Consider the following 18,478-nt stretch of genomic DNA (forward strand, 5'->3'; position numbering starts at 1 on the left):
ACTGATCCAGTACGCCTTCTCGGTTGACGGCACTGTCTCGGAGTACTGGATGCCCCGCCTGCGCTGGGCATGACCGCGGATGATGATCGCCCCCACCCTCCCCGCTGAACTGAAGGCCGCGCTCGACGGCAAGCTCCAGGGCTTCTCCCGCACCGACGCGGCACAGCGCTCGCAGAAGATCTCGACCGCCTATCGCGCCGGTGGCGGCTCCGGCACGATCAAGTCCGAAGCCGATGCGCTCGCTTATGCGCTGGCGCGCATGCCCGCGACCTACGCGGCGGTGGCGGCCAGCCTCAATGCGCTCACCGAGATCGCGCCTGATCTCGCCCCCGAGACATTGCTCGACGTCGGCGCCGGCCCGGGCACCGCCAGCTGGGCGGCCGCGGAAGCCTTTCCGTCGCTGCAGGATTTCACGCTGCTCGACGCCAATGCCACGCTGAGCCGGCTCGCGCTGGAACTGGCACGCGACAGCACGCGCCTCGCGGACTGCCGCTATCTGCCCGGCGATGCCAGCGGCAATCTCGCTGAAGTCTCGCAAGCCGATCTCGTCATCGCCAGCTACGTCATCAATGAGCTCGGCGAGGCCGATCAGCGCAAGCTCGCGGAAGCGATGTGGGCCAAAGCGCGCCAGGTGCTGGTGGTGATCGAGCCCGGCACGCCCGCCGGCTATGCCCGCATCCTCGCGCTGCGCCAGCAGTTGATCGCGGCTGGCGCCTTCGTCGCCGCGCCCTGCCCGCACGAAAGGCCCTGCCCGCTGATCGCGCCCGACTGGTGCCATTTCAGCCAGCGCCTGCCGCGATCGCAAGCGCACCGCCAGATCAAGGGCGCCGAGGTGCCGTTCGAGGACGAGCGCTTCATCTACGTCGCGCTGACTCGCACGCCTCCGGCCATGCGCGCCGCGCGCGTGCTAGCGCCGCCGGACATCGGCAAGGCGGAGATCACGGCCAAGCTCTGCACGGAGGCTGGGGTTGCGCCGGCAAAAGTCCCGCGGCGCGACAAGGCGGCCTATGCCGACGCGCGGCGCTGGCGCTGGGGCGATGCCGTCATGTCCGAAAGTTAATTTCGCCGGCCGGGCCTGCCTTGAACTCGGGCCGTTCCTGATCCGACCAAGTCTTACCTTCCCTCCGCGCCGGGCTCTCATCCCGCGTCAATTTGGTCTACCCTAGCGCCCGCCTTCTTCCCTCTTCAGGAGTTCTTCATGTCGACCGGCTGGATCGTTCTCGGCGTCATCGTCGTCCTCGTGCTGTTCGCCTTCAGCGCCTACAACCGCCTGGTGGCGCTGAGCCAGCGCGTCGGCCAGGCCTTTGCCGACATCGACGTGCAGCTCAAGCAGCGCCATGACCTGGTCCCCAACCTGGTCGAGACCGTGAAGGGCTATGCCTCGCATGAGCGCGGCACGCTCGACGACGTCATCAAGGCGCGCAACTCGGCGATGTCGGCGCAGGGCCCGGCGCAGGTGTCCGCGGCCGAGACCCAGCTCTCCGGCGCGCTCGGCCGGCTGATCGCGCTGTCGGAGGCCTATCCGGACCTCAAGGCCAACGCCAATTTCCAGCAGCTCGCATCCGAGCTCTCCGACCTCGAGAACAAGATCGCAGCCAGCCGCCGCTTCTTCAACAACGCAGTCCAGGAATACAACACCGGCATCCAGCAGATGCCCGCAGCTCTGTTCGCCGGCATGTTCGGCTTCACCAGGAAGGACTTCTTCGATCTCGGCGCCAGCCGCACCGAGGTCGAGGCGGCGCCGCAGGTGAAGTTCTGATTTGAGCCGATAGGCCGGCAGGGCATCGCGTCATGGCCGCGTATGGTCTCTACACGCACATCGCCTCGAACAAGTTTCGTTCGATGCTGCTGCTCGCCGGTCTCTTCGCGCTGGTCTACGTGCTGGTCTATGCCGGCGCGCTGGTGGCCGAGGTCGTCATCAACGGCAACGGCACGGTCGCCTATTATCTGACCCGGGCCTTCTCCGACCTGCTGAAGGCCGCGCCCTTCGCGACCGTTGCGGCGATCGCCTGGATCGCGATCGCCTATTTCTTCCACCAGTCGATGATCGACGCCGTGACCGGCGGCCACGCCGTCACCCGGCAGGAGGAGCCGCGGCTCTATAATCTGTTGGAAAACCTCTGCATCTCGCGCGGCATCACCATGCCGAAGCTGAAGATCATGGCGAGCCCGGCGCTGAACGCGTTCGCCACCGGTCTCAATCCGCGGCAATATTCCATCACGGTCACCACGGGTCTCCTCGATGCGCTCAACGACAAGGAGATCGAAGCGGTGCTGGGCCACGAGCTGACCCACATCAAAAACGGCGACGTGCAGCTCATGGTGGTCGCCGTCATCATCGCCGGCGTGGTCGGCTTCTTCGGCGAATTGTTCTTCCGCCTGTTCACGAATCTGAACTGGAGCTCCGGTTCCGGCGGCTCCTGGTCCTCGGGCTCCTCCTCGTCCTCGCGGTCGTCCTCGTCCTCAAGCGACAGCAAGAGCTCCGGGGGCGGTGCGATCATCGTCATCATCATCGCAATCGTGCTGATCGTGCTGGCCTGGCTGCTGTCGCAGGTGGTGAAGCTCGCGCTGTCGCGGTCACGCGAATATCTCGCCGACGCCGGCTCGGTCGAGCTGACCAAAGATCCGGATGCCATGATCTCGGCGCTGCGCAAGATCGAGAATCGCGGCGAGCTGCCAGGCGCGACCTCGGCGGTGATGGAGCTCTGCGTCGACAATCCGCGCGAGGGCTTTGCCGATCTGTTCGCGACCCACCCGTCCGTGCAGTCCCGGGTCGACGCCCTGGTCAAGTTCGCCGGCGGCCATGACCCCGGTCCGCTGCCGGACCCCACCGAAGAGACGGAACAGCCCGAGACCGAACAGGCCGAGGCGCAGGACGGTCCGCCGCCGCTCTCGCACGGGCCGTGGGGCGATGGCGCCGCTCCCGCCAATCCGCCGCCCGTTCCCGCGCCCAGCCCCTCTGGAGCCCCGGCAGCCAATCCGATGGGACCGTGGGGCCGTCACTGATGACGTGATTTGCCGCTTCATGCGGCAGGTTTCCCGGCAATCGGGAATATCCTCGGGAATTGCCGTGACTGGAGCGCAAGGAATTGAATTCTCCCTTGTTTCTGCCATGTTCGCGCCCAACAGCAGACTCGGGACGTCTTTTCGGACATCGATTTGGGGCCCGGCCGATTGCGACCTCGCGATCGGGGGCGCGCGTTAGGGGACAGCAATGGCAAAGCCGGCAGTGGTTGTGGTGGGCGCGGACAAGGGCGGGGTCGGCAAGACCACGGTATCGCGCACCCTGCTCGATTATTTCTCGGCCAACAACGTGCCGACGCGGGCGTTCGACACGGAGTCGCCGCGCGGAACCCTGAGGCGCTTCCACCCCGACATCACCGAGATCGTCGACATGACGACGACGGCCGACCAGATGAAGATCTTCGACACGCTCAACGCTGTCAGCCCTTCGGTCACCGTCATCGACGTCCGCGCCGGCCTGCTCTCGCCGGCGCTGGCTTCGCTGCGCGACATCGGCTTCCTCGACGCCGCCAAGGCCGGCCAGATCACCTTCGCGGTGTTCCACATCCTCGGACCCTCGATCGCCTCGCTGGAGGAAATCGCGGAGACCGCGGGCTTCATGTCCGGCGCGAAATATTTCCTGGTGAAGAACTTCATCAACGACACCCAGTTCTTCCAATGGGACCAGGCGACCTACAATTCCTACTTCCACCGCATCAAGGACGCGACCGAGCTGACCATCCCCAAGCTCAACGAAATGGCCTATGAGCAGGTCGAGGTGTCTTCCGTGCCGTTCCTGAAATTCGTCGCCAACAAGGGCATCAACGACGAGGCCGCGAACTATTCGTTCGTGCTGCGCGGCTATGTCCGGCACTGGCTGGCCAACGTCTGGAGCGAGTTCGACCGCATCCGCCTGACCGACATCGTTGGTTCGAAATCCGTCACCCGCAACAGCGAAAAATAGTTGCGGACCCCGGGCGGATACGGCTGGATTGGGCGGTGAGTTGGCCCAGATAATGGCTGTCGATGCCCGCAACGCCCGTCTACATCATCTGCTCGCCTCGCCCGCAGGTCGGCAAGACCTTGCTGGCGCGGCTGCTGACAGAATTCCTGCTGCTCAAGAACGGCAACGTCGCGGCCTTCGACGTCAATCTGAAGGAGCCGTCGCTGCTCGATTACCTGCCGAAGGTGACCGAGACCGCCGACGTGATCGACACTTACGGCAAGATGCAGCTGATGGACCGCGTAATCGTCGATGACGGTGTTGCCAAGGTCATCGACCTCGGCTTCCACGCCTTCGACGAGTTCTTCAAGATGACCGACGAGATCGGCCTGTTGAAGGAGGCGGCGCGCCGGCATGTGGCCCCACAGATCCTGTTCGTCGCCGACACCGACCGTGTCTCGGCCCGCGCCCACGAGATGTTGCGCGGGCAGATCCCGCGGATGAACCTGGTCACGGTGGACAACGAATATGTCCTTCGCGGCGAGCTGCCGCCGGCGATGGGAGGTGGCCGGCTGTTCCGCCTGCCGGCGCTGCCGGGTTTCCTGAAGACGTATATCGACCGGCTGAATTTCTCCTTCACCGGCTATCTGCGGCAGGAGAAGGACTCTTCCACCGAGCTGCATCAGTGGATCCGGCGCAACTACCTCGCCTTCCGCGAGCTCGAGCTCAGCCTGATCCTGCAACGGTCCTGATTTATTTTACCCGGGCAATATTGACCGACCGCCCGGCGGCTTGTATGACCTCCCGTGACACCCTTCCTCGCGAGACCAAGCCCATGAGCATCGACCGAAAGGCCGCGATTGCCGCCTACAAGGAGCGCAAGACCGCCGTCGGCATCTACGTCGTCCGCTGCGTGGCGACAGGCGAAGCCTGGGTCGGGCAGGCGTTTGATCTCGAGAAGGTCGCCAACCGGATCTGGTTCACGCTGCGCCAGGGCGGGCATCCCTGCCGCGCCCTTCAAGCGGCGTGGAACGCGCATGGCGCCACTGGCCTGACATTCGCCGAGTGCGAGCGGCTGGACGAGGAGGAAACGAGCTACATCCGCGATGCGCTCCTGAAGGAGCGCATGCTGCATTGGCGGTCGGACCTCAACGCCGAAGCGATCTAGTCGGCCACGTTCACTACCAGCCGCGCACCCTATCGGCGCTTTTCGCGGGCCGTGTCGATCGCCTGACAATTTTCTTTGGCGCACCGATGATTTTGGCCCGCCTGCGCTGTCCTGATCCATAGGCGCGCCGGGATGATCCGGGTGGCCCGGACAGGGAGGTAGTCCATGGGATCGTTGCAAGGTAAAAATGTCGTCGTCGTCGGAGGCAGCCGCGGCGTCGGCCGCGCAATCGCGGAAGCCGCCTTCGGCGAGGGAGCGACCGTCCTCGCCGTCGCCCGCGAAGCAGCAGCCCTGACCCAATTGGCGAACGATACACCGAGGTTGAGAACCCTTGCGGCCGACGCGACGCAGGATACAGCGCCGGGTCAGGTTTTCGCCGCGCTGGCGCCGGACGTCCTGGTGATCTGCGCGGGCTCACTTGCCCCCAGCGCGCCGATACAGGACCTGACCTGGGAGGCCTTCTCTGCCAACTGGGAAACGGACGTCAAGGCGTCGTTCCTGTTTTGCAGGGCGGCGCTGCGAGGTCCGCTCAAGCCGGGAACACGGATCGTCCAGATCTCCAGTGGCGCGGCCTTCAGCGGCGGACCGCCGTTTGCCGGCGGTTATGCGGGTGCAAAGCGCGCGCAGATCTTCCTGGCCGGTCATTGCCAGAAGGAGTCGGATCGGCTCGGACTGGGCCTGCGCTTCATGGACCTGGCCCCCATGCGCATCATGCCCGGCACCCGCGTGGGCAAGGGCGGCGTCGACGGCTATGCCGGCTATCTGGGCATCCAGCCCGCGGACGTTCTCGCGGGCATGACCGACATGCAAACGCCGGCCGATGTGGGAAGGGCGGTGGTTGCCCTGGCCACCGGGACATCGGAGGGCAGTTCCTTCATGGTGAGCGGGAGCGGACTTGCGCCGGCGGCCTGAGACACACAGAATGCAGACCGAATTCAGCACTGCAGGCCCGACATGACAGGCCCTCCTGGCCCTTTCGAGCCATTGGGCCAGCCAGGCCAGCCGTTCCTCGATCGGCTGGCCTTCGAGCATTTCACGGCGGCCCACCGTCGCGAGATCAAGCTCCACTGCTACCGCATGATGGGCTCGCTGCACGAGGCGGACGACCTCGTACAGGAGACCTTTCTGCGGGCTTGGCGCGCGCGGTCGGAGTTCGACGGGCGAGGCTCGGTCCGCGGCTGGCTCTACACGATTGCCACCAACAGCTGCCTCAACGCTCTCAAGGCGAGGACCAGGGCGCATCGCTTTCTCCAGCAGCCCGGACGGCCTCCCTCGCAGGGGCCGGCCACAGGCGGGCCCGCAACCGAGCTTGCCTGGCTGGACCCTTACCCGGATGCGGAGCTTCCCGCCGTCGCCGACGACACGCCCGGTCCGGAAGCACGGTACGAGACCTGCGAAGCCGTGCAGCTCGCCTTCGTCGCGGCCATCCAGGATCTGCCGCCCAGGCAGCGGGCCGCGCTGCTGCTTTCCGACGTCCTGGGATGGTCGGCTGTCGAAACGGCGCGATTGTTGGGCGGCTCGACGGCCTCGATCAACAGCGCATTGCAGCGGGCTCGCGCAACGCTTGCGGCGCGATATCCCGAGGGACGTCCCCGCCGTCGATCGCAGACCAGCCGAGAGGAGGGACTGCTGCTCGAGCGCTACATGCAGACCTGGCAGGCCGCCAATCTCGACGGCTTCATAGAACTCTTGCGGGAGGACGCCACCTTTGGCATGCCGCCATGGCGGGAGTGGTATCAGGGGCGCGCGGCCATTCGGGCATTCTTCGAGACCATCTGGACCAGGTTTGCCGGCTTCCGAGCGGTCGCCATCGGCGCCAACGGCCAGCCGGCTGTCGGTGTCTACGCGCGCACCCATCAAGATCCGGCATGGCGCGCCCATTCGCTGCATGTCATCGAGCCTATGGACGGCGGGATCGCCTCGCTGACGGTCTATCTGGGGCCGCTCGGGCCCGAGCTGTTTCCGGCCTTCGGCTTGCCGCCGCCCTAGCCAGGTCTGCGCTTGCCGCAGGCTCTCGCCGTAGCGGCGAGCACGCTCAATGCCCCTCGAACGTCATCAGCGTGCGCACCGGGACGTCCATCGCACGCAGCTTGGCGGCGCCGCCGAGCTCGGGCAGGTCGATGATGAAGCAGGCGGCGACGACGTTGGCGCCGATCTGGCGCAGCAGCTTCACCGCGCCTTCCGCGGTGCCGCCGGTGGCGATGAGGTCGTCGACCAGGATGACGCGCTCGCCGGGCTGAATCGCGTCGACATGCATCTCCATCTCGTCGATGCCGTATTCGAGCGAGTAGGCGATGCGCACCGTGGTGTGCGGCAGCTTGCCCTTCTTGCGGATCGGCACGAAGCCGGCCGAGAGCTGATGCGCCACCGCGCCGCCGATGATGAAGCCGCGCGCCTCCATGCCGGCGACCTTGTCGATCTTGTTGCCGGCCCAGGGATTGACGAGCTCGTCCACGGCACGGCGAAACGCGCGCGCGTCCGCGAGCAAGGTGGTGATGTCGCGGAACATGATCCCGGGCTTGGGATAGTCCGGGATGGTGCGGACGCTCGCCTTCAGATCGTGGTCAAAGGTCATGGTTATCTCACTCTGGCTTTTCCACCGTCATTGCGAGCGAAGCGAAGCAATCCAGATCTTCTCCGCGGCAGCAGTCTGGATTGCTTCGTCGCCAGCGCAAAATTGCTTCGCAATTTTGTCGCGGGCTCCTCGCAATGACGGTCCATACTCAATTCGCCCCAGCATCCAGCCGGAACGCGTTTTCGACGATACGTAACCCCACCTCGCCGCCGAGCGACATCAGCGATTCCGGGTGGAATTGCACGCCGGCGACCGGCAGGGTCTTGTGCTCCAGCGCCATGGCGACGCCGTCCTGGGTGCTCGCGGTGACGCTGAGTACCTCCGGCATGCTGTCGCGCTCGACATAGAGCGAGTGATAGCGTCCGATGACGATCTCGTTCGGCAGGTTGCGCATCAGCCGCCCGCCGCGCACCTGCACCCGTGAGGGCCGGCCGTGGGCGGGATGGGTGAGCTGGCCGAGCTCGCCGCCGAAATATTCGCCGATCGCCTGCACGCCGAGGCAGACGCCGAACACCGGCAGCTTCTTCTCCAGCGCCGCGTCGATTGTTGTCTTGATCCCGAAATCCTCAGGACGCCCGGGGCCGGGTGACAACACCAGCAAATCCCACCTCTTCTGCTTGAGCATGTCGAGCGCATGCACATAGCGGACCACGGTGACGCTGGCGCCGACCTGGCGGAAATAATCGGCGAGCATATGCACGAAGCTGTCGTCGTGGTCGATCAGCAGCACCTGCTTGCCCGAGCCGGTGGCATCGGGCGCAAAGGTCGAGAGCGGCTTCGGCGGATCGCCGCGCAGCGCCTGGAACAGCGCGGCGGCCTTGACCTGGCATTCGCGATCTTCCGCGGCGGGATCGGAATCGAACAGGCAGGTGGCACCGACGCGCACTTCGGCGAGGCCATCCTTCATGCGGATGGTGCGGATGGTGAGGCCGGTGTTGATGCTGCCGTCGAAATTCACCGCACCGATCGCACCGGCATACCAGCGCCGCGGCGAGCGCTCGTGGTCCTCGACGAACTGCATCGCCCACAGCTTTGGCGCACCCGTGACGGTGACCGCCCAGGCATGGGTGAGGAAGGCATCGAGCGCGTCGAAGCCGGGGCGCAGCATGCCCTCGACGTGGTCGACGGTGTGGAACAGTTTTGAGTACGTCTCGATCTGGCGGCGTGCCAGCACCTTGATGGTGCCGGGGACGCAGACGCGTGCCTTGTCGTTACGGTCGACGTCGGTGCACATGTTGAGCTCGAACTCGTCCTTCTCCGAGTTCAGGAGCTGGCGGATCTGCTCGGCATCGCCGATCGCATCAAGGCCGCGCGCAATCGTGCCCGAGATCGGGCAGGTCTCGACGCGGCGGCCGTCCGAGCGCACGAACATTTCGGGCGACGCCGAGACCAGAAATTCGCCCTCGCCGAGATTCATCAGCGCGCCATAGGGCGACGGGTTGATGACGCAGAGGCGCTGGAACACTTCGGCCGGTGAGCGGTCGCAGGGCTCGGCGAAAAGCTGGCCGGGCACGGCCTCGAACAGGTCGCCGCGGGCGAAGGCGGCGCGCGCTGTCTCCACCGTGGCCTGATATTCGCCGGGCGCGTGATCGGCAAAGCCCTGGCGCGGCGTCTTAAGGTAGGGGCTGTCGGCGGTCTCGCGCGGCAGGCCTTCGGTCGATTTGCCCTTCCAGGCAAAATCGTAAGTGAGCACCACGCCGCGGCCGGTGGCGCGATCATAAGCCAGCAGGCGATCGGGCACGTACAGCACGATGTCGCGCTGGTCGGCCTCGCGCGGACGCTTCTGCACGAGGTCCTCGATCTGAAAGACGAGGTCGTAGGCGAAGGCGCCGAACAGGCCGAGCAGGCCGTCATCGCCAGCGGAGAAGGCGGCGACGAGGTCGCGCACCAGCGACATCACGCTGGCACGCCGCGTGCGCTGGTCCTCCTCGACCGGCGCATCGCCGCGGATGATGTGGCCGGCAAGGCGCGTCGCCGTCTTCTCGGAGATGACGACACAGGGTTCGCGCAGGACGTCGCCGAGGAAGGCGATCAGCACCTCTCCGCGCGCGTTCAGCGCTTCCAGCTTGAAGTCGACGCCAACCGTCTCGAGCTTGAGCGGCGGATCGGAGAAGCCGAGGTCGAAGCTCTCGTAGCGGCCGGGCACGGTCGTGCCCGAGGACAGCACCACGCCGCGGCGGCGGTCGAGCAGACTGACGAGATCGTCGAGCCTGTTGGCGCCGCCAGTGAATTGCTCCGCCACACGCGTGATCGCAAGACCCGCGCGGGTCACGTAGTCGCTTCGGGCCGGGAGGGCAAAGACTGTCCTGTTCATGTCGTCCTCTTACGAAACTTGCCGAGGGAACGCCACACAGGACAAACGATCGGGCCGCCGCACTGCGTGGCGACCTCTAGCGATTTTGAGAAATGAAATCGCACCGGCCACCTCGTTAGGAGGTGCGCCACCAAAGACGGGCTGGGCGGAAGGCGGTGCTCATGGGCGGATACTCACCATGGCGCGAGGGCGGCGTCAAGGGTGGCTGGGGCGGCTTCAATTGCCAAAATGGCGACGGCCAGGTCTCAGCCGCTTCAAGCCCGCATCTGTAGGCTGTCGCGCCCTATGGCCGCGTCCGAAGCATGACGCTCGATCTCGGCTCGCGTTACCGTGAGCAGAAGTTCACCGTCGGGTTCGACGACATTGCTACGGTCAGCCAAGGTTTCAACCATAACACCTGTCTTTCCTGTGACCGCACACCATGTGGCATGATCGTCGCTCACGCGTAGCGCCGTGATCATCGCGGCCGGATCCAGATCCAACTTTCGCAACAGCAGGTCGATGGCCTCGGCCGCCAGATTTTGCTCGGCAACTCTCAAGAAATTCCGGATCGTGTCAGCGCCTACCGTCGACAACCGCGCGCCCACCAGTGTGGGCGGAAAGCTCTTCAATACTTCATGCATGTCCGACGGCTGCGGGCTCTGGCTGCCTGGGCCGAATTCGTAAAGTTCTCCACCCGCCTCCTCGTAAACGCACAGGCGCGAACCCTTGTCAGTCTTGACGCCAATGGCAATGCCCTGCGCCCCTTCAGCATCCATATTGCTTCCCGCGAACGCCTGAACCTTGAGCTCCGGGTCAGGCCTCACCGCCCCGCACGCGGCGGCGATCGTGAGCTGCAGGCGGTCGGTGATCTGGGAGCTGATGTGGCGAACGCTCAGCCAGATCCGACGTTGCGACAGATGTGGGTTAAGTTGCGCAAGCCGTTCGATTTCGGAGGCGTACTGTTCCTGCGCGACAGCATGCAATTCGGGCCAGCTTGCGATCCATCGGGCTGCAAGTTGTGTCATTGGTTGCTGTCGTTCTGCTTCATAGAAGCGACGATCAAGCGCATCGAGCTCCGAGGCCCGGTTCTCGAAGCCGTTCTGCTGCGCGCTCTCTTGGGGATTATCCCCTACCCAGGCGATCATTTCCTGCAATATACGATGTTGCGCGCTCGCTCCCATCGCCTCGAGTCCGGCGAGCGCATCGCCAGACGTCGTGGGAAGCATCGAAACGCCCGTGTTACCGATGAACTGGCTGTGACCGCCGTTGTTGACCTGAGCGAGATAGTAGTCTGCGTGATAGGCCTGCATGGCCACAGCGGGCAGTTCACGTCCGGAGTACACGCCGACGCGTTGCATTTGGTTGACGTAGTCGACCACTGCGTGGGTTAGATATTCGGCCTTCTCAGGGTCCTCGGGCGCCTCCAGCCGCTCGCGAGGCAAAACAACCGTCGTCAACCGACCATCCACAATCATCACCCCCTCCACAGTCGCGTAGCGAAGGGCTACACGGCTGCAGCCTATGATTGCAGCGAGCTGTTATCAATAGCGATGCAACACGTGCGCAGATCGACCCGCACCACTGCTGCTGCTACCCCAGATGCTTCCGGAAAAACTCCGTCGCCCGGCCCCAGGCGAGCTCGGCGGCTTCGCGGTCGTGCACGGCCTGGCGCTGCTCGTTGACGAAGGCGTGCTCGGCGTCATAGCGGAACAGCTCCAGCGACTTGCCGGCCGCCTTCATGGCCTTCTCGAAGCCGTTGACCAGCTCCGGTGTGCACCAATCGTCCTTGTTGGCGAAATGGGCCTGGAGCGGGATCTTGACGTCGGCGGGCTTGGCGGCCTGCTCGGGCGGGATGCCGTAGAACACGACGCCGGCCGCGAGCTCCGGGATCTTGGTCGCGCCGATGATGGTGACGGCGCCGCCGAGGCAGAAGCCGGTCAGCCCGACCTTGGCGCCGTTGCGCGACAGATATTGCGCGGCACCGCGGACGGTCTGCGTAGTGGCGTCCATGAAGTCGAGCGAGTTCATCTCCTTGTTGGCGCTGTCCGTATCGTGATACGGCACCACCTTGCCCTTGTAGAGATCGGGCGCCAGCGCGTCGAAACCGGCCAGCGCGAAGCGGTCGCACAGGCCCTTGATCTGGTCCGACAGGCCCCACCATTCCTGGATCACGACAACGCCCGGCGCATTGCCGCGCGCGGCGTTGGCGAGATAGCCCGAGGCGTCCTTGCCGTCCGGGCGCTTGAAGGTGATGCTGGTTCCCATGGTGTCCTCCGGTGAGTTTCTGGGGGATCGGTTGGGGGTATTTTGGCGGGTGCGGGGGTGTGACGCAATCCACACTCTCGTCATTCCGGGGCGCGCGATAGCGCGAGCCCGGAATCCATTGGGCCGCGGAGCTGGTGGATGAATGGATTCCGGGTTCGATGCTACGCATCGCCCCGGAATGACGGCTCAACAAAAAAGCCCCCTTGCGGGGGCTTCTTCATTCTCGTTTCGCGCCAAGCCGCTCAGTGCGAGTCGGCCCAGACCTTCTTCTTGGTGAAGTACATCAGGCCCACGAAGATGATCAGGAACACGAAGACCTGGAAGCCGAGGCGCTTGCGCGCTTCCATGTGCGGCTCGGCGGTCCACATCAGGAAGGTGGTGACGTCCTTGGCGTACTGCGCGACCGTGGTCGGCGCGCCGTCGTCAAAGGTCACCTGGCCGTCGCTGAGCGGCTTCGGCATCTTGATGGCGTGACCGGGGAAGTACTTGTTGTAGTACGAGCCCTCCGGGATGGTGACGCCCTCCGGCACCTTCTCCTCATAGCCCTGCAGCACCGCGGCGACATAGTCGGGCCCCTGCTCCTGGTACTGGGTGAAGACGTCGAAGATGAACCAGGGGAAGCCGCGCTTGTAGGAGCGCGCCTTGGTAATCAGGGACAGGTCGGGCGGCGCCGCGCCGCCGTTCGCCGCACGCGCGGCCTGCTCGTTCGGGAACGGCGAGGGGAAATAGTCCGCCGGCCGGCCCGGCCGCTCGAACATGTCGCCGGCATCGTTCGGACCGTCCTTGACCTTATACTCGGAGGCGAAGGCCGCCGCCTGCGCCACGGAATAGCTGGGCCCGCCGGGCTCGGCGAGGTTGCGGAAGGCGATGTAGGACAGGCCGTGGCAGCTGGCGCAGACCTCCTTGTAGACCTTCAGGCCGCGCTGCAGCGCGCCGCGATCGAACTTACCGAAAGGGCCCGAGAACGACCATTTGTTGCCGGGGGGCGTGTCGCTGCCTTCGGACGCCTTCGCGCTGTCGATCGAGCCCGCGAACAGCGAACCGGCGAGCGCCAGCACGATCGCGGTCGAGACCATCGGCGTCGACCGGCTGCCGGTCTTGGCCAGCACGGCATCCGAGATCGAGTTCGGCACCGGCCGCGGCTTCTCGATGCGCGAGAGCAGCGGCAGCACGATCAGGAAGTAGGCGAAGTAGCAGACCGTCAGGACGCGGCCGGCGACCACGTAGATGCCCTCCGGCGGCTGCGCACCGAGATAGCCGAGCAGAATGCAGACCACGACGAAGATCCAGAAGAACTGCTTGGCGAGCGGACGGTACTTCGACGACTTCGTCTTGGCGGCATCGAGCCAGGGCAGGAAGCACAGGATGATGATCGCTCCGAACATCGCGATGACGCCCGCGAGCTTGTTCGGGATCGAGCGCAGGATCGCGTAGAACGGCAGGTAATACCATTCCGGCACGATGTGCGGCGGCGTCACGCCCGGGTTCGCCGGAATGTAGTTGTCGGCGTCGCCGAGATAGTTTGGCATGTAGAAGATGAACCAGGCGTACAGCAGCATGAAGCAGGTGACGCCGAACATGTCCTTGATGGTGGCATGCGGCGTGAACGGCACCGTGTCCTTTTCCGTCTTCGGCTCGACGCCATCAGGGTTGTTCTGGCCGGCCACGTGCAGCGCCCAGACGTGCAGCACGACGACGCCCGCGATCACGAACGGCAAGAGATAGTGCAGCGAGAAGAAGCGGTTCAGCGTCGGGTTGCCGACCGCATAGCCGCCCCACAGCAGCGTCACGATGCTCTCGCCGACATAGGGAATGGCGGAGAACAGGTTGGTGATGACGGTGGCGCCCCAGAAGCTCATCTGGCCCCACGGCAGCACGTAGCCCATGAAGCCGGTCGCCATCATCAGGAGGTAGATGATGACGCCGAGGATCCACAGCACCTCGCGCGGCTCCTTGTACGACCCGTAGTACAGGCCGCGGAACATGTGGACGTAGACGGCGACGAAGAACATCGAGGCGCCGACCGCGTGCATGTTGCGCAGCAGCCAGCCGTAGTTCACGTCACGGACGATCAGCTCGACCGACTTGAAGGCGAGATCGGCGTTCGGCGTGTAGTGCATCGCCAGGATCACGCCGGTCAGGATCTGCATCCCGAGCATGAATGAGAGGATGGCGCCGAAGGTCCACCAATAGTTCAGGTTGCGCGGGGTGGGATAGGCGACGAAGGAGGAGTGGATGAGACCAAAGATCGGCAGACGCCGCTCGATCCATTGCAGGGCCGGATTGCTCGGCTGGTAGTCGGATGGTCCGCTCATGATGCGATCCTGAGGAAATAGTACGACGAGACGGCGCGAAGCTTCGGACGAAGATCCGAAGCTCAGCCGATCTGGATTTTGGTGTCGGAAACGAACTGGTACGGCGGCACCGGCAGATTCGAGGGCGCAGGCCCCTGGCGGATGCGGCCGGACGAATCGTACTGCGAACCATGGCAGGGGCAGAAGAACCCGTCGTAGCTGCCTTCATGAGCGATCGGGATACAGCCGAGATGGGTGCAGATGCCGATCACGACCAGCCACTGCTCGTGACCAGACTTGACGCGGGCCTCGTCGGACTGCGGATCGGGCAGGCTCGCCACGTTGACGGCGCGCGCTTCGTCGATCTGCTTCTTGGTACGGTGGCTGATGTAGATCGGCTTGCCGCGCCAGAACACCTTGATGTCCTGGCCTTCCGCGATCGGGCTGAGATCGACCTCGATCGGCGCGCCGGCGGCGATGGTCGAGGCATCCGGATTCATTTGGGAGATGAAGGGCCAGAGCGCGGCCGCGCCCCCTACTGCTGCAGCTGCCCCCGTTGCAACGAATAAGAAATCACGGCGTGTCGGATGGTCCGCCGAAGACGCTGTCGTCACGATTCCAACCCTTTCTTCTTGTGCTACCGGTGGAACCGCTCCGAGGGGCGCCCAAGAGGTCCCCGGAAAGGCTGCCGGCGCCCGCGGCCCCCCGCGGCGGCAGAACTTGGCTTGTTCACCTCTAAACGGGTGAAACAGCAGTCCAGAATCGTTCTATTGGCACCCTTGCCGGGCGAGCGCAAGCCCGCTAACGGCGTGGGAGCGTGCAATGCACGAATTCCCGGGCGGGCGATGTTTTATTGAGACATTTTGCGCCCGCAAGCCAACTCGCCGCCGCCCATGCAGATCGCGCTTTTCCAGCCTGACATCCCCCAGAACACCGGCACGATTCTTCGCCTCTGTGCCTGCTTGGGGCTGGATGCCCATATCATCGAACCCGCGGGCTTCCCCGTGTCCGACCGTCTGTTCCGCCGGGCGGGAATGGACTACCTCGACCATGTCAGGCTGACCCGCCACGTCTCCTGGGCGACATTCGAGGACTGGCGCGCAGGCCAGGGCCAGCGGCTGCTGCTGTTCACCACCAAGGCTGCCACCGATTACCGCGATTTTCATTACCAGAGCTCGGACATCCTGCTATTCGGGCGCGAGAGCGCCGGCGTCACCGACGCGGTCGTCGAGGCCGCCGATGCGCGCCTGGTGATCCCGATCAACGCGGGGCTGCGGTCGCTCAATGTGGCCATGAGCGTGGCCATGGCCGCCGGCGAGGCGCTGCGGCAAACCCGGAACCCGCAAGTTTGAGAGATTGAGGAGAGAGGCTTGAGTTACGCGGTCAAGGAAATCTTCCTGACCCTGCAAGGCGAAGGCGCCCATGCCGGACGCGCGTCGGTGTTCTGCCGCTTTGCCGGCTGCAACCTCTGGAGCGGCCGCGAGGCCGACCGCAGCGAGGCAACTTGCAAGTTCTGCGACACCGATTTCGTCGGCACCGACGGCACGCTCGGCGGGCGCTACGGCTCGGCCGCGGAACTCGCCGATACCATCGCCGCGCAATGGACAGCGGCTGCCGCCAATCGCTACGTGGTGCTGACCGGCGGCGAGCCGCTGCTCCAGGTCGACGCTGCGCTGATCGACGCGCTGCACGAAAGAGGCTTCGAGATCGGCGTCGAGACCAACGGCACGATCGCAGCTCCTGATGGGCTCGACTGGATCTGTGTCAGCCCCAAGGGCGGCAGCGAGCTGGTGCTGCGGCGCGGCCACGAGCTGAAGCTGGTCTATCCGCAGGCGCTGGCGATGCCCGAAGCATTCGAGGATCTCGCCTTCGAACGCTTCTCGCTGCAGCCGATGGACGGGCCCGAAGTCATCGAGAACACGCGCGCGCGCGATCGACTATTGCCTGCACCATCCGCAATGGCGGCTCAGCGTGCAGACGCACAAATCGCTCGGCATCAGATAGGAAATGATTTTGTAGGGTGGGCAAAGCGGAGCGTGCCCACGATTCAAGATGACGGTAAGAGACGTGGGCACGGCGCAAGGGCGCCTTTGCCCACCCTACGGCACACTCCACGTGGTAAGCGACCGGGAATGCAGATGGACGACACGACGATCGAAGACCGCAAGGCCCGCGCCCGCGGCTGGTTCGAAGCCCTGCGCGACGACATCTGCGCGAGCTTCGAGCGGCTCGAGGACGAAGCGCCGCAAAGCCTCCATCCGGGCGAAGCCGGCCGCTTCAAGCGCACGCCCTGGCAGCGCACCGACCACTCTGGCGCGGCCGGCGGCGGCGGCGTGATGTCGATGATGCACGGCCGGCTGTTCGAGAAGGTCGGCGTGCATTGCTCGACGGTGCACGGCGAGTTCGCACCCGAATTCCGGGCCCAGATCCCCGGCGCTGCGGAGGATCCAAAATTCTGGGCTTCCGGCATCTCGCTGATCGCGCACATGCGCAATCCGAACGTTCCCGCCGTGCACATGAACACGCGCTTCGTCGTCACCACGAAGGCCTGGTTCGGCGGCGGCGCCGACCTGACGCCGGTGCTGGAGCGAAGGCGGACGCAGGACGATCCCGACAGCATCGCCTTCCACGCCGCGATGAAACTGGCCTGCGCGCAGCCGAGCGGCGTTGCCGATTACGACAAGTACAAGAAGTGGTGCGACGAGTATTTCTACCTGCCGCACCGCAAAGAGGCGCGCGGCATCGGCGGCATCTTCTACGACTGGCACGACAGCGGCGACTGGGACGCCGACCTCGCCTTCACCCAGGATGTCGGCCGCGCCTTCCTGAAGGTCTATCCCGAGATCGTGCGGCGCAATTTCGCCAGCGCCTGGACGGCTGCGGACCGCGAGGAGCAACTGATCCGCCGCGGCCGCTATGTCGAGTTCAACCTGCTCTACGACCGCGGCACCATCTTCGGACTGAAGACCGGCGGCAATGTGGACTCGATCCTGTCGTCGCTGCCGCCGGAGGTGAAGTGGCCATGAACGCCGTGCTGCCGCCGCTTCCGCGCGCGATGCTGATCGACATGGACGACACCATCCTGTCGGCCTATGGCCGGCCCGAGATCGCCTGGAACACGATCACCGCCGAATTCGCCGAAGAACTCGCCCCGCTGCCGCCGCCGATGGTCGCAACCGCGGTGCTGGCCTTCGCGCGAAACTTCTGGGCCAATGCGGAAGCAGCGTGGCGGATGAAGCTCGCCGAGGCGCGGCACCTGACGGTGAAGGGCGGCTTCGCCGCGCTCGCGGCCGCAGGCCACCGCGCCCTGCCCGACGACCTCGCCATTCGCCTCGCCGACCGCTTCACCGCCTACCGCGAGGAGGAGATGTTCGTCTTTCCCGGCGCGCATGAGGCGATCGACCGGTTCAAGGCGCTCGGCATCAAGCTCGCGCTGGTCACCAACGGCGCCGCCGACATGCAGCGCGCCAAGGTCGAGCGCTTCGAACTGGCGCATCGCTTCGACCACATCCAGATCGAAGGCGAGCACGGCTTCGGCAAGCCCGAGGAGCGCGCCTATCTGCACGCGATGGAGGCGCTCGGCGTCACCGCCGGAGATACCTGGATGATCGGCGACAATCTGGAATGGGAGGTCGTGACGCCGCAGCGTCTCGGCATCTATGCGATCTGGATGGACGTGCATGGCGAGGGCCTGCCGGAGGGCTCGACGGTCAAGCCCGACCGCATCATCCGCTCGCTCGGTGAGCTGCTGCCCGACCGGGCATGATCCGAACCCAAACAAGAACTGCGAAAACAACCCCATGCACAGTAGCCGGGTGCTGCAAAACCAAGGGCTTACGGATTTCACGAAATCTGTTTGATCCGTCGGGCAAAACAGGGGTATTATGTCATCGTCGCTATCTCTGCGGCGGTGTGCCTGCAGCGCGGCCTTCCG

Annotated in this window: 17 protein-coding genes and 1 pseudogene; 12 read left to right on the forward strand and 6 right to left on the reverse strand. The window is 65.1% G+C overall.

Annotation, left to right across the window (positions count from 1 at the left end; translation table 11 throughout):
* The first annotated feature begins 79 nt into the window (after nucleotides 1–79).
* From AB7M16_RS11070 to AB7M16_RS11105, 8 genes are all read left to right on the forward strand, one after another.
* Nucleotides 80–1,060 carry a small ribosomal subunit Rsm22 family protein gene (locus AB7M16_RS11070; protein ID WP_453943909.1) on the forward strand — a complete coding sequence of 327 codons (981 nt, stop codon included), beginning with the start codon at nucleotides 80–82 and terminating at the stop codon, nucleotides 1,058–1,060.
* Nucleotides 1,061–1,198: 138 nt separating this feature from the next.
* Entirely contained in the window at nucleotides 1,199–1,759 is a 561-nt protein-coding gene (locus AB7M16_RS11075) for a LemA family protein (RefSeq protein WP_212259065.1), read from the forward strand.
* A gap of 32 nt (nucleotides 1,760–1,791) precedes the next feature.
* Complete coding sequence (locus tag AB7M16_RS11080) at nucleotides 1,792–3,006, forward strand: M48 family metallopeptidase (RefSeq protein ID WP_172785922.1); 1,215 nt, start codon at nucleotides 1,792–1,794, stop codon at nucleotides 3,004–3,006.
* Nucleotides 3,007–3,214: 208 nt separating this feature from the next.
* A complete protein-coding gene (locus AB7M16_RS11085; protein ID WP_172785921.1) occupies nucleotides 3,215–3,967 on the forward strand; it encodes a P-loop NTPase family protein in 753 nt (250 codons plus the stop codon).
* Nucleotides 3,968–4,029: 62 nt separating this feature from the next.
* On the forward strand, nucleotides 4,030–4,698 hold the full coding sequence (locus AB7M16_RS11090; RefSeq protein ID WP_453943910.1) for a hypothetical protein: 669 nt from the start codon (nucleotides 4,030–4,032) through the stop codon (nucleotides 4,696–4,698).
* An 83-nt stretch (nucleotides 4,699–4,781) separates the two neighbouring features.
* The gene (locus AB7M16_RS11095) at nucleotides 4,782–5,114 is read left to right on the forward strand and encodes a GIY-YIG nuclease family protein (protein ID WP_453943911.1); all 333 of its coding nucleotides are present in this window, start codon (nucleotides 4,782–4,784) and stop codon (nucleotides 5,112–5,114) included.
* A gap of 165 nt (nucleotides 5,115–5,279) precedes the next feature.
* Entirely contained in the window at nucleotides 5,280–6,026 is a 747-nt protein-coding gene (locus AB7M16_RS11100; RefSeq protein ID WP_453943912.1) for an SDR family oxidoreductase, read from the forward strand.
* Nucleotides 6,027–6,068: 42 nt separating this feature from the next.
* Complete coding sequence (locus tag AB7M16_RS11105) at nucleotides 6,069–7,103, forward strand: RNA polymerase subunit sigma-70 (RefSeq protein ID WP_453943913.1); 1,035 nt, start codon at nucleotides 6,069–6,071, stop codon at nucleotides 7,101–7,103.
* A 46-nt stretch (nucleotides 7,104–7,149) separates the two neighbouring features.
* Here AB7M16_RS11105 and AB7M16_RS11110 read toward each other — a convergent pair whose 3' ends face one another.
* The 6 genes from AB7M16_RS11110 to petA all read right to left on the reverse strand — a co-directional run bounded on the left by AB7M16_RS11110 (nucleotide 7,150) and on the right by petA (nucleotide 15,158).
* A complete protein-coding gene (locus AB7M16_RS11110) occupies nucleotides 7,150–7,689 on the reverse strand; it encodes an adenine phosphoribosyltransferase (protein ID WP_011085277.1) in 540 nt (179 codons plus the stop codon).
* Between the two features lie 148 nt (nucleotides 7,690–7,837).
* Nucleotides 7,838–10,003, reverse strand: coding sequence for an anthranilate synthase component I (locus AB7M16_RS11115; RefSeq protein WP_453943914.1), 2,166 nt, complete (start codon nucleotides 10,001–10,003; stop codon nucleotides 7,838–7,840).
* A 254-nt stretch (nucleotides 10,004–10,257) separates the two neighbouring features.
* Nucleotides 10,258–11,460, reverse strand: coding sequence for a DMP19 family protein (locus AB7M16_RS11120; protein ID WP_453943915.1), 1,203 nt, complete (start codon nucleotides 11,458–11,460; stop codon nucleotides 10,258–10,260).
* 115 nt (nucleotides 11,461–11,575) lie between these two features.
* Nucleotides 11,576–12,250, reverse strand: a complete 675-nt coding sequence (locus AB7M16_RS11125; protein WP_025038157.1) for a dienelactone hydrolase family protein — start codon at nucleotides 12,248–12,250, stop codon at nucleotides 11,576–11,578.
* A gap of 242 nt (nucleotides 12,251–12,492) precedes the next feature.
* Nucleotides 12,493–14,565 (reverse strand): cytochrome b/c1, encoded by a 2,073-nt coding sequence (gene fbcH / locus AB7M16_RS11130; RefSeq protein ID WP_453943916.1) that lies wholly within the window; start codon nucleotides 14,563–14,565, stop codon nucleotides 12,493–12,495.
* A 62-nt stretch (nucleotides 14,566–14,627) separates the two neighbouring features.
* Nucleotides 14,628–15,158: a ubiquinol-cytochrome c reductase iron-sulfur subunit gene (gene petA, locus AB7M16_RS11135; protein WP_172785913.1), complete on the reverse strand. Its 531-nt coding sequence runs from the start codon at nucleotides 15,156–15,158 to the stop codon at nucleotides 14,628–14,630.
* Between the two features lie 279 nt (nucleotides 15,159–15,437).
* Here petA and AB7M16_RS11140 point away from each other — a divergent pair, with 279 nt between their 5' ends.
* The 4 genes and pseudogenes from AB7M16_RS11140 (at nucleotide 15,438) to AB7M16_RS11155 (ending at nucleotide 18,310) form a co-directional block, all read left to right on the forward strand.
* Nucleotides 15,438–15,896: a tRNA (cytidine(34)-2'-O)-methyltransferase gene (locus AB7M16_RS11140; protein WP_172785912.1), complete on the forward strand. Its 459-nt coding sequence runs from the start codon at nucleotides 15,438–15,440 to the stop codon at nucleotides 15,894–15,896.
* An 18-nt stretch (nucleotides 15,897–15,914) separates the two neighbouring features.
* Nucleotides 15,915–16,548 (forward strand): annotated as a pseudogene (queE, locus tag AB7M16_RS11145) (7-carboxy-7-deazaguanine synthase).
* Nucleotides 16,549–16,682: 134 nt separating this feature from the next.
* The gene (gene hemF / locus AB7M16_RS11150) at nucleotides 16,683–17,570 is read left to right on the forward strand and encodes an oxygen-dependent coproporphyrinogen oxidase (protein ID WP_453943917.1); all 888 of its coding nucleotides are present in this window, start codon (nucleotides 16,683–16,685) and stop codon (nucleotides 17,568–17,570) included.
* Nucleotides 17,567–18,310 carry an HAD family hydrolase gene (locus tag AB7M16_RS11155; RefSeq protein ID WP_453947162.1) on the forward strand — a complete coding sequence of 248 codons (744 nt, stop codon included), beginning with the start codon at nucleotides 17,567–17,569 and terminating at the stop codon, nucleotides 18,308–18,310. The genes hemF and AB7M16_RS11155 overlap by 4 nt, the downstream gene beginning before the upstream one ends.
* Nucleotides 18,311–18,478: the final 168 nt, after the last annotated feature.

The sequence above is a fragment of the Bradyrhizobium sp. USDA 372 genome (assembly GCF_053629095.1).

Excerpts from the sequence above, each read along its gene's own strand:
- AB7M16_RS11070 (WP_453943909.1), top strand. The coding sequence starts at position 80 with ATGATGATCGCCCCCACCCTCCCCGCTGAACTGAAGGCCGCGCTCGAC.
- AB7M16_RS11075 (WP_212259065.1), top strand. The coding sequence starts at position 1,199 with ATGTCGACCGGCTGGATCGTTCTCGGCGTCATCGTCGTCCTCGTGCTG.
- AB7M16_RS11080 (WP_172785922.1), top strand. The coding sequence starts at position 1,792 with ATGGCCGCGTATGGTCTCTACACGCACATCGCCTCGAACAAGTTTCGT.
- AB7M16_RS11085 (WP_172785921.1), top strand. The coding sequence starts at position 3,215 with ATGGCAAAGCCGGCAGTGGTTGTGGTGGGCGCGGACAAGGGCGGGGTC.
- AB7M16_RS11090 (WP_453943910.1), top strand. The coding sequence starts at position 4,030 with ATGCCCGCAACGCCCGTCTACATCATCTGCTCGCCTCGCCCGCAGGTC.
- AB7M16_RS11095 (WP_453943911.1), top strand. The coding sequence starts at position 4,782 with ATGAGCATCGACCGAAAGGCCGCGATTGCCGCCTACAAGGAGCGCAAG.
- AB7M16_RS11100 (WP_453943912.1), top strand. The coding sequence starts at position 5,280 with ATGGGATCGTTGCAAGGTAAAAATGTCGTCGTCGTCGGAGGCAGCCGC.
- AB7M16_RS11105 (WP_453943913.1), top strand. The coding sequence starts at position 6,069 with ATGACAGGCCCTCCTGGCCCTTTCGAGCCATTGGGCCAGCCAGGCCAG.
- AB7M16_RS11110 (WP_011085277.1), bottom strand. The coding sequence starts at position 7,689 with ATGACCTTTGACCACGATCTGAAGGCGAGCGTCCGCACCATCCCGGAC.
- AB7M16_RS11115 (WP_453943914.1), bottom strand. The coding sequence starts at position 10,003 with ATGAACAGGACAGTCTTTGCCCTCCCGGCCCGAAGCGACTACGTGACC.
- AB7M16_RS11120 (WP_453943915.1), bottom strand. The coding sequence starts at position 11,460 with ATGATTGTGGATGGTCGGTTGACGACGGTTGTTTTGCCTCGCGAGCGG.
- AB7M16_RS11125 (WP_025038157.1), bottom strand. The coding sequence starts at position 12,250 with ATGGGAACCAGCATCACCTTCAAGCGCCCGGACGGCAAGGACGCCTCG.
- fbcH (WP_453943916.1), bottom strand. The coding sequence starts at position 14,565 with ATGAGCGGACCATCCGACTACCAGCCGAGCAATCCGGCCCTGCAATGG.
- AB7M16_RS11140 (WP_172785912.1), top strand. The coding sequence starts at position 15,438 with ATGCAGATCGCGCTTTTCCAGCCTGACATCCCCCAGAACACCGGCACG.
- hemF (WP_453943917.1), top strand. The coding sequence starts at position 16,683 with ATGGACGACACGACGATCGAAGACCGCAAGGCCCGCGCCCGCGGCTGG.
- AB7M16_RS11155 (WP_453947162.1), top strand. The coding sequence starts at position 17,567 with ATGAACGCCGTGCTGCCGCCGCTTCCGCGCGCGATGCTGATCGACATG.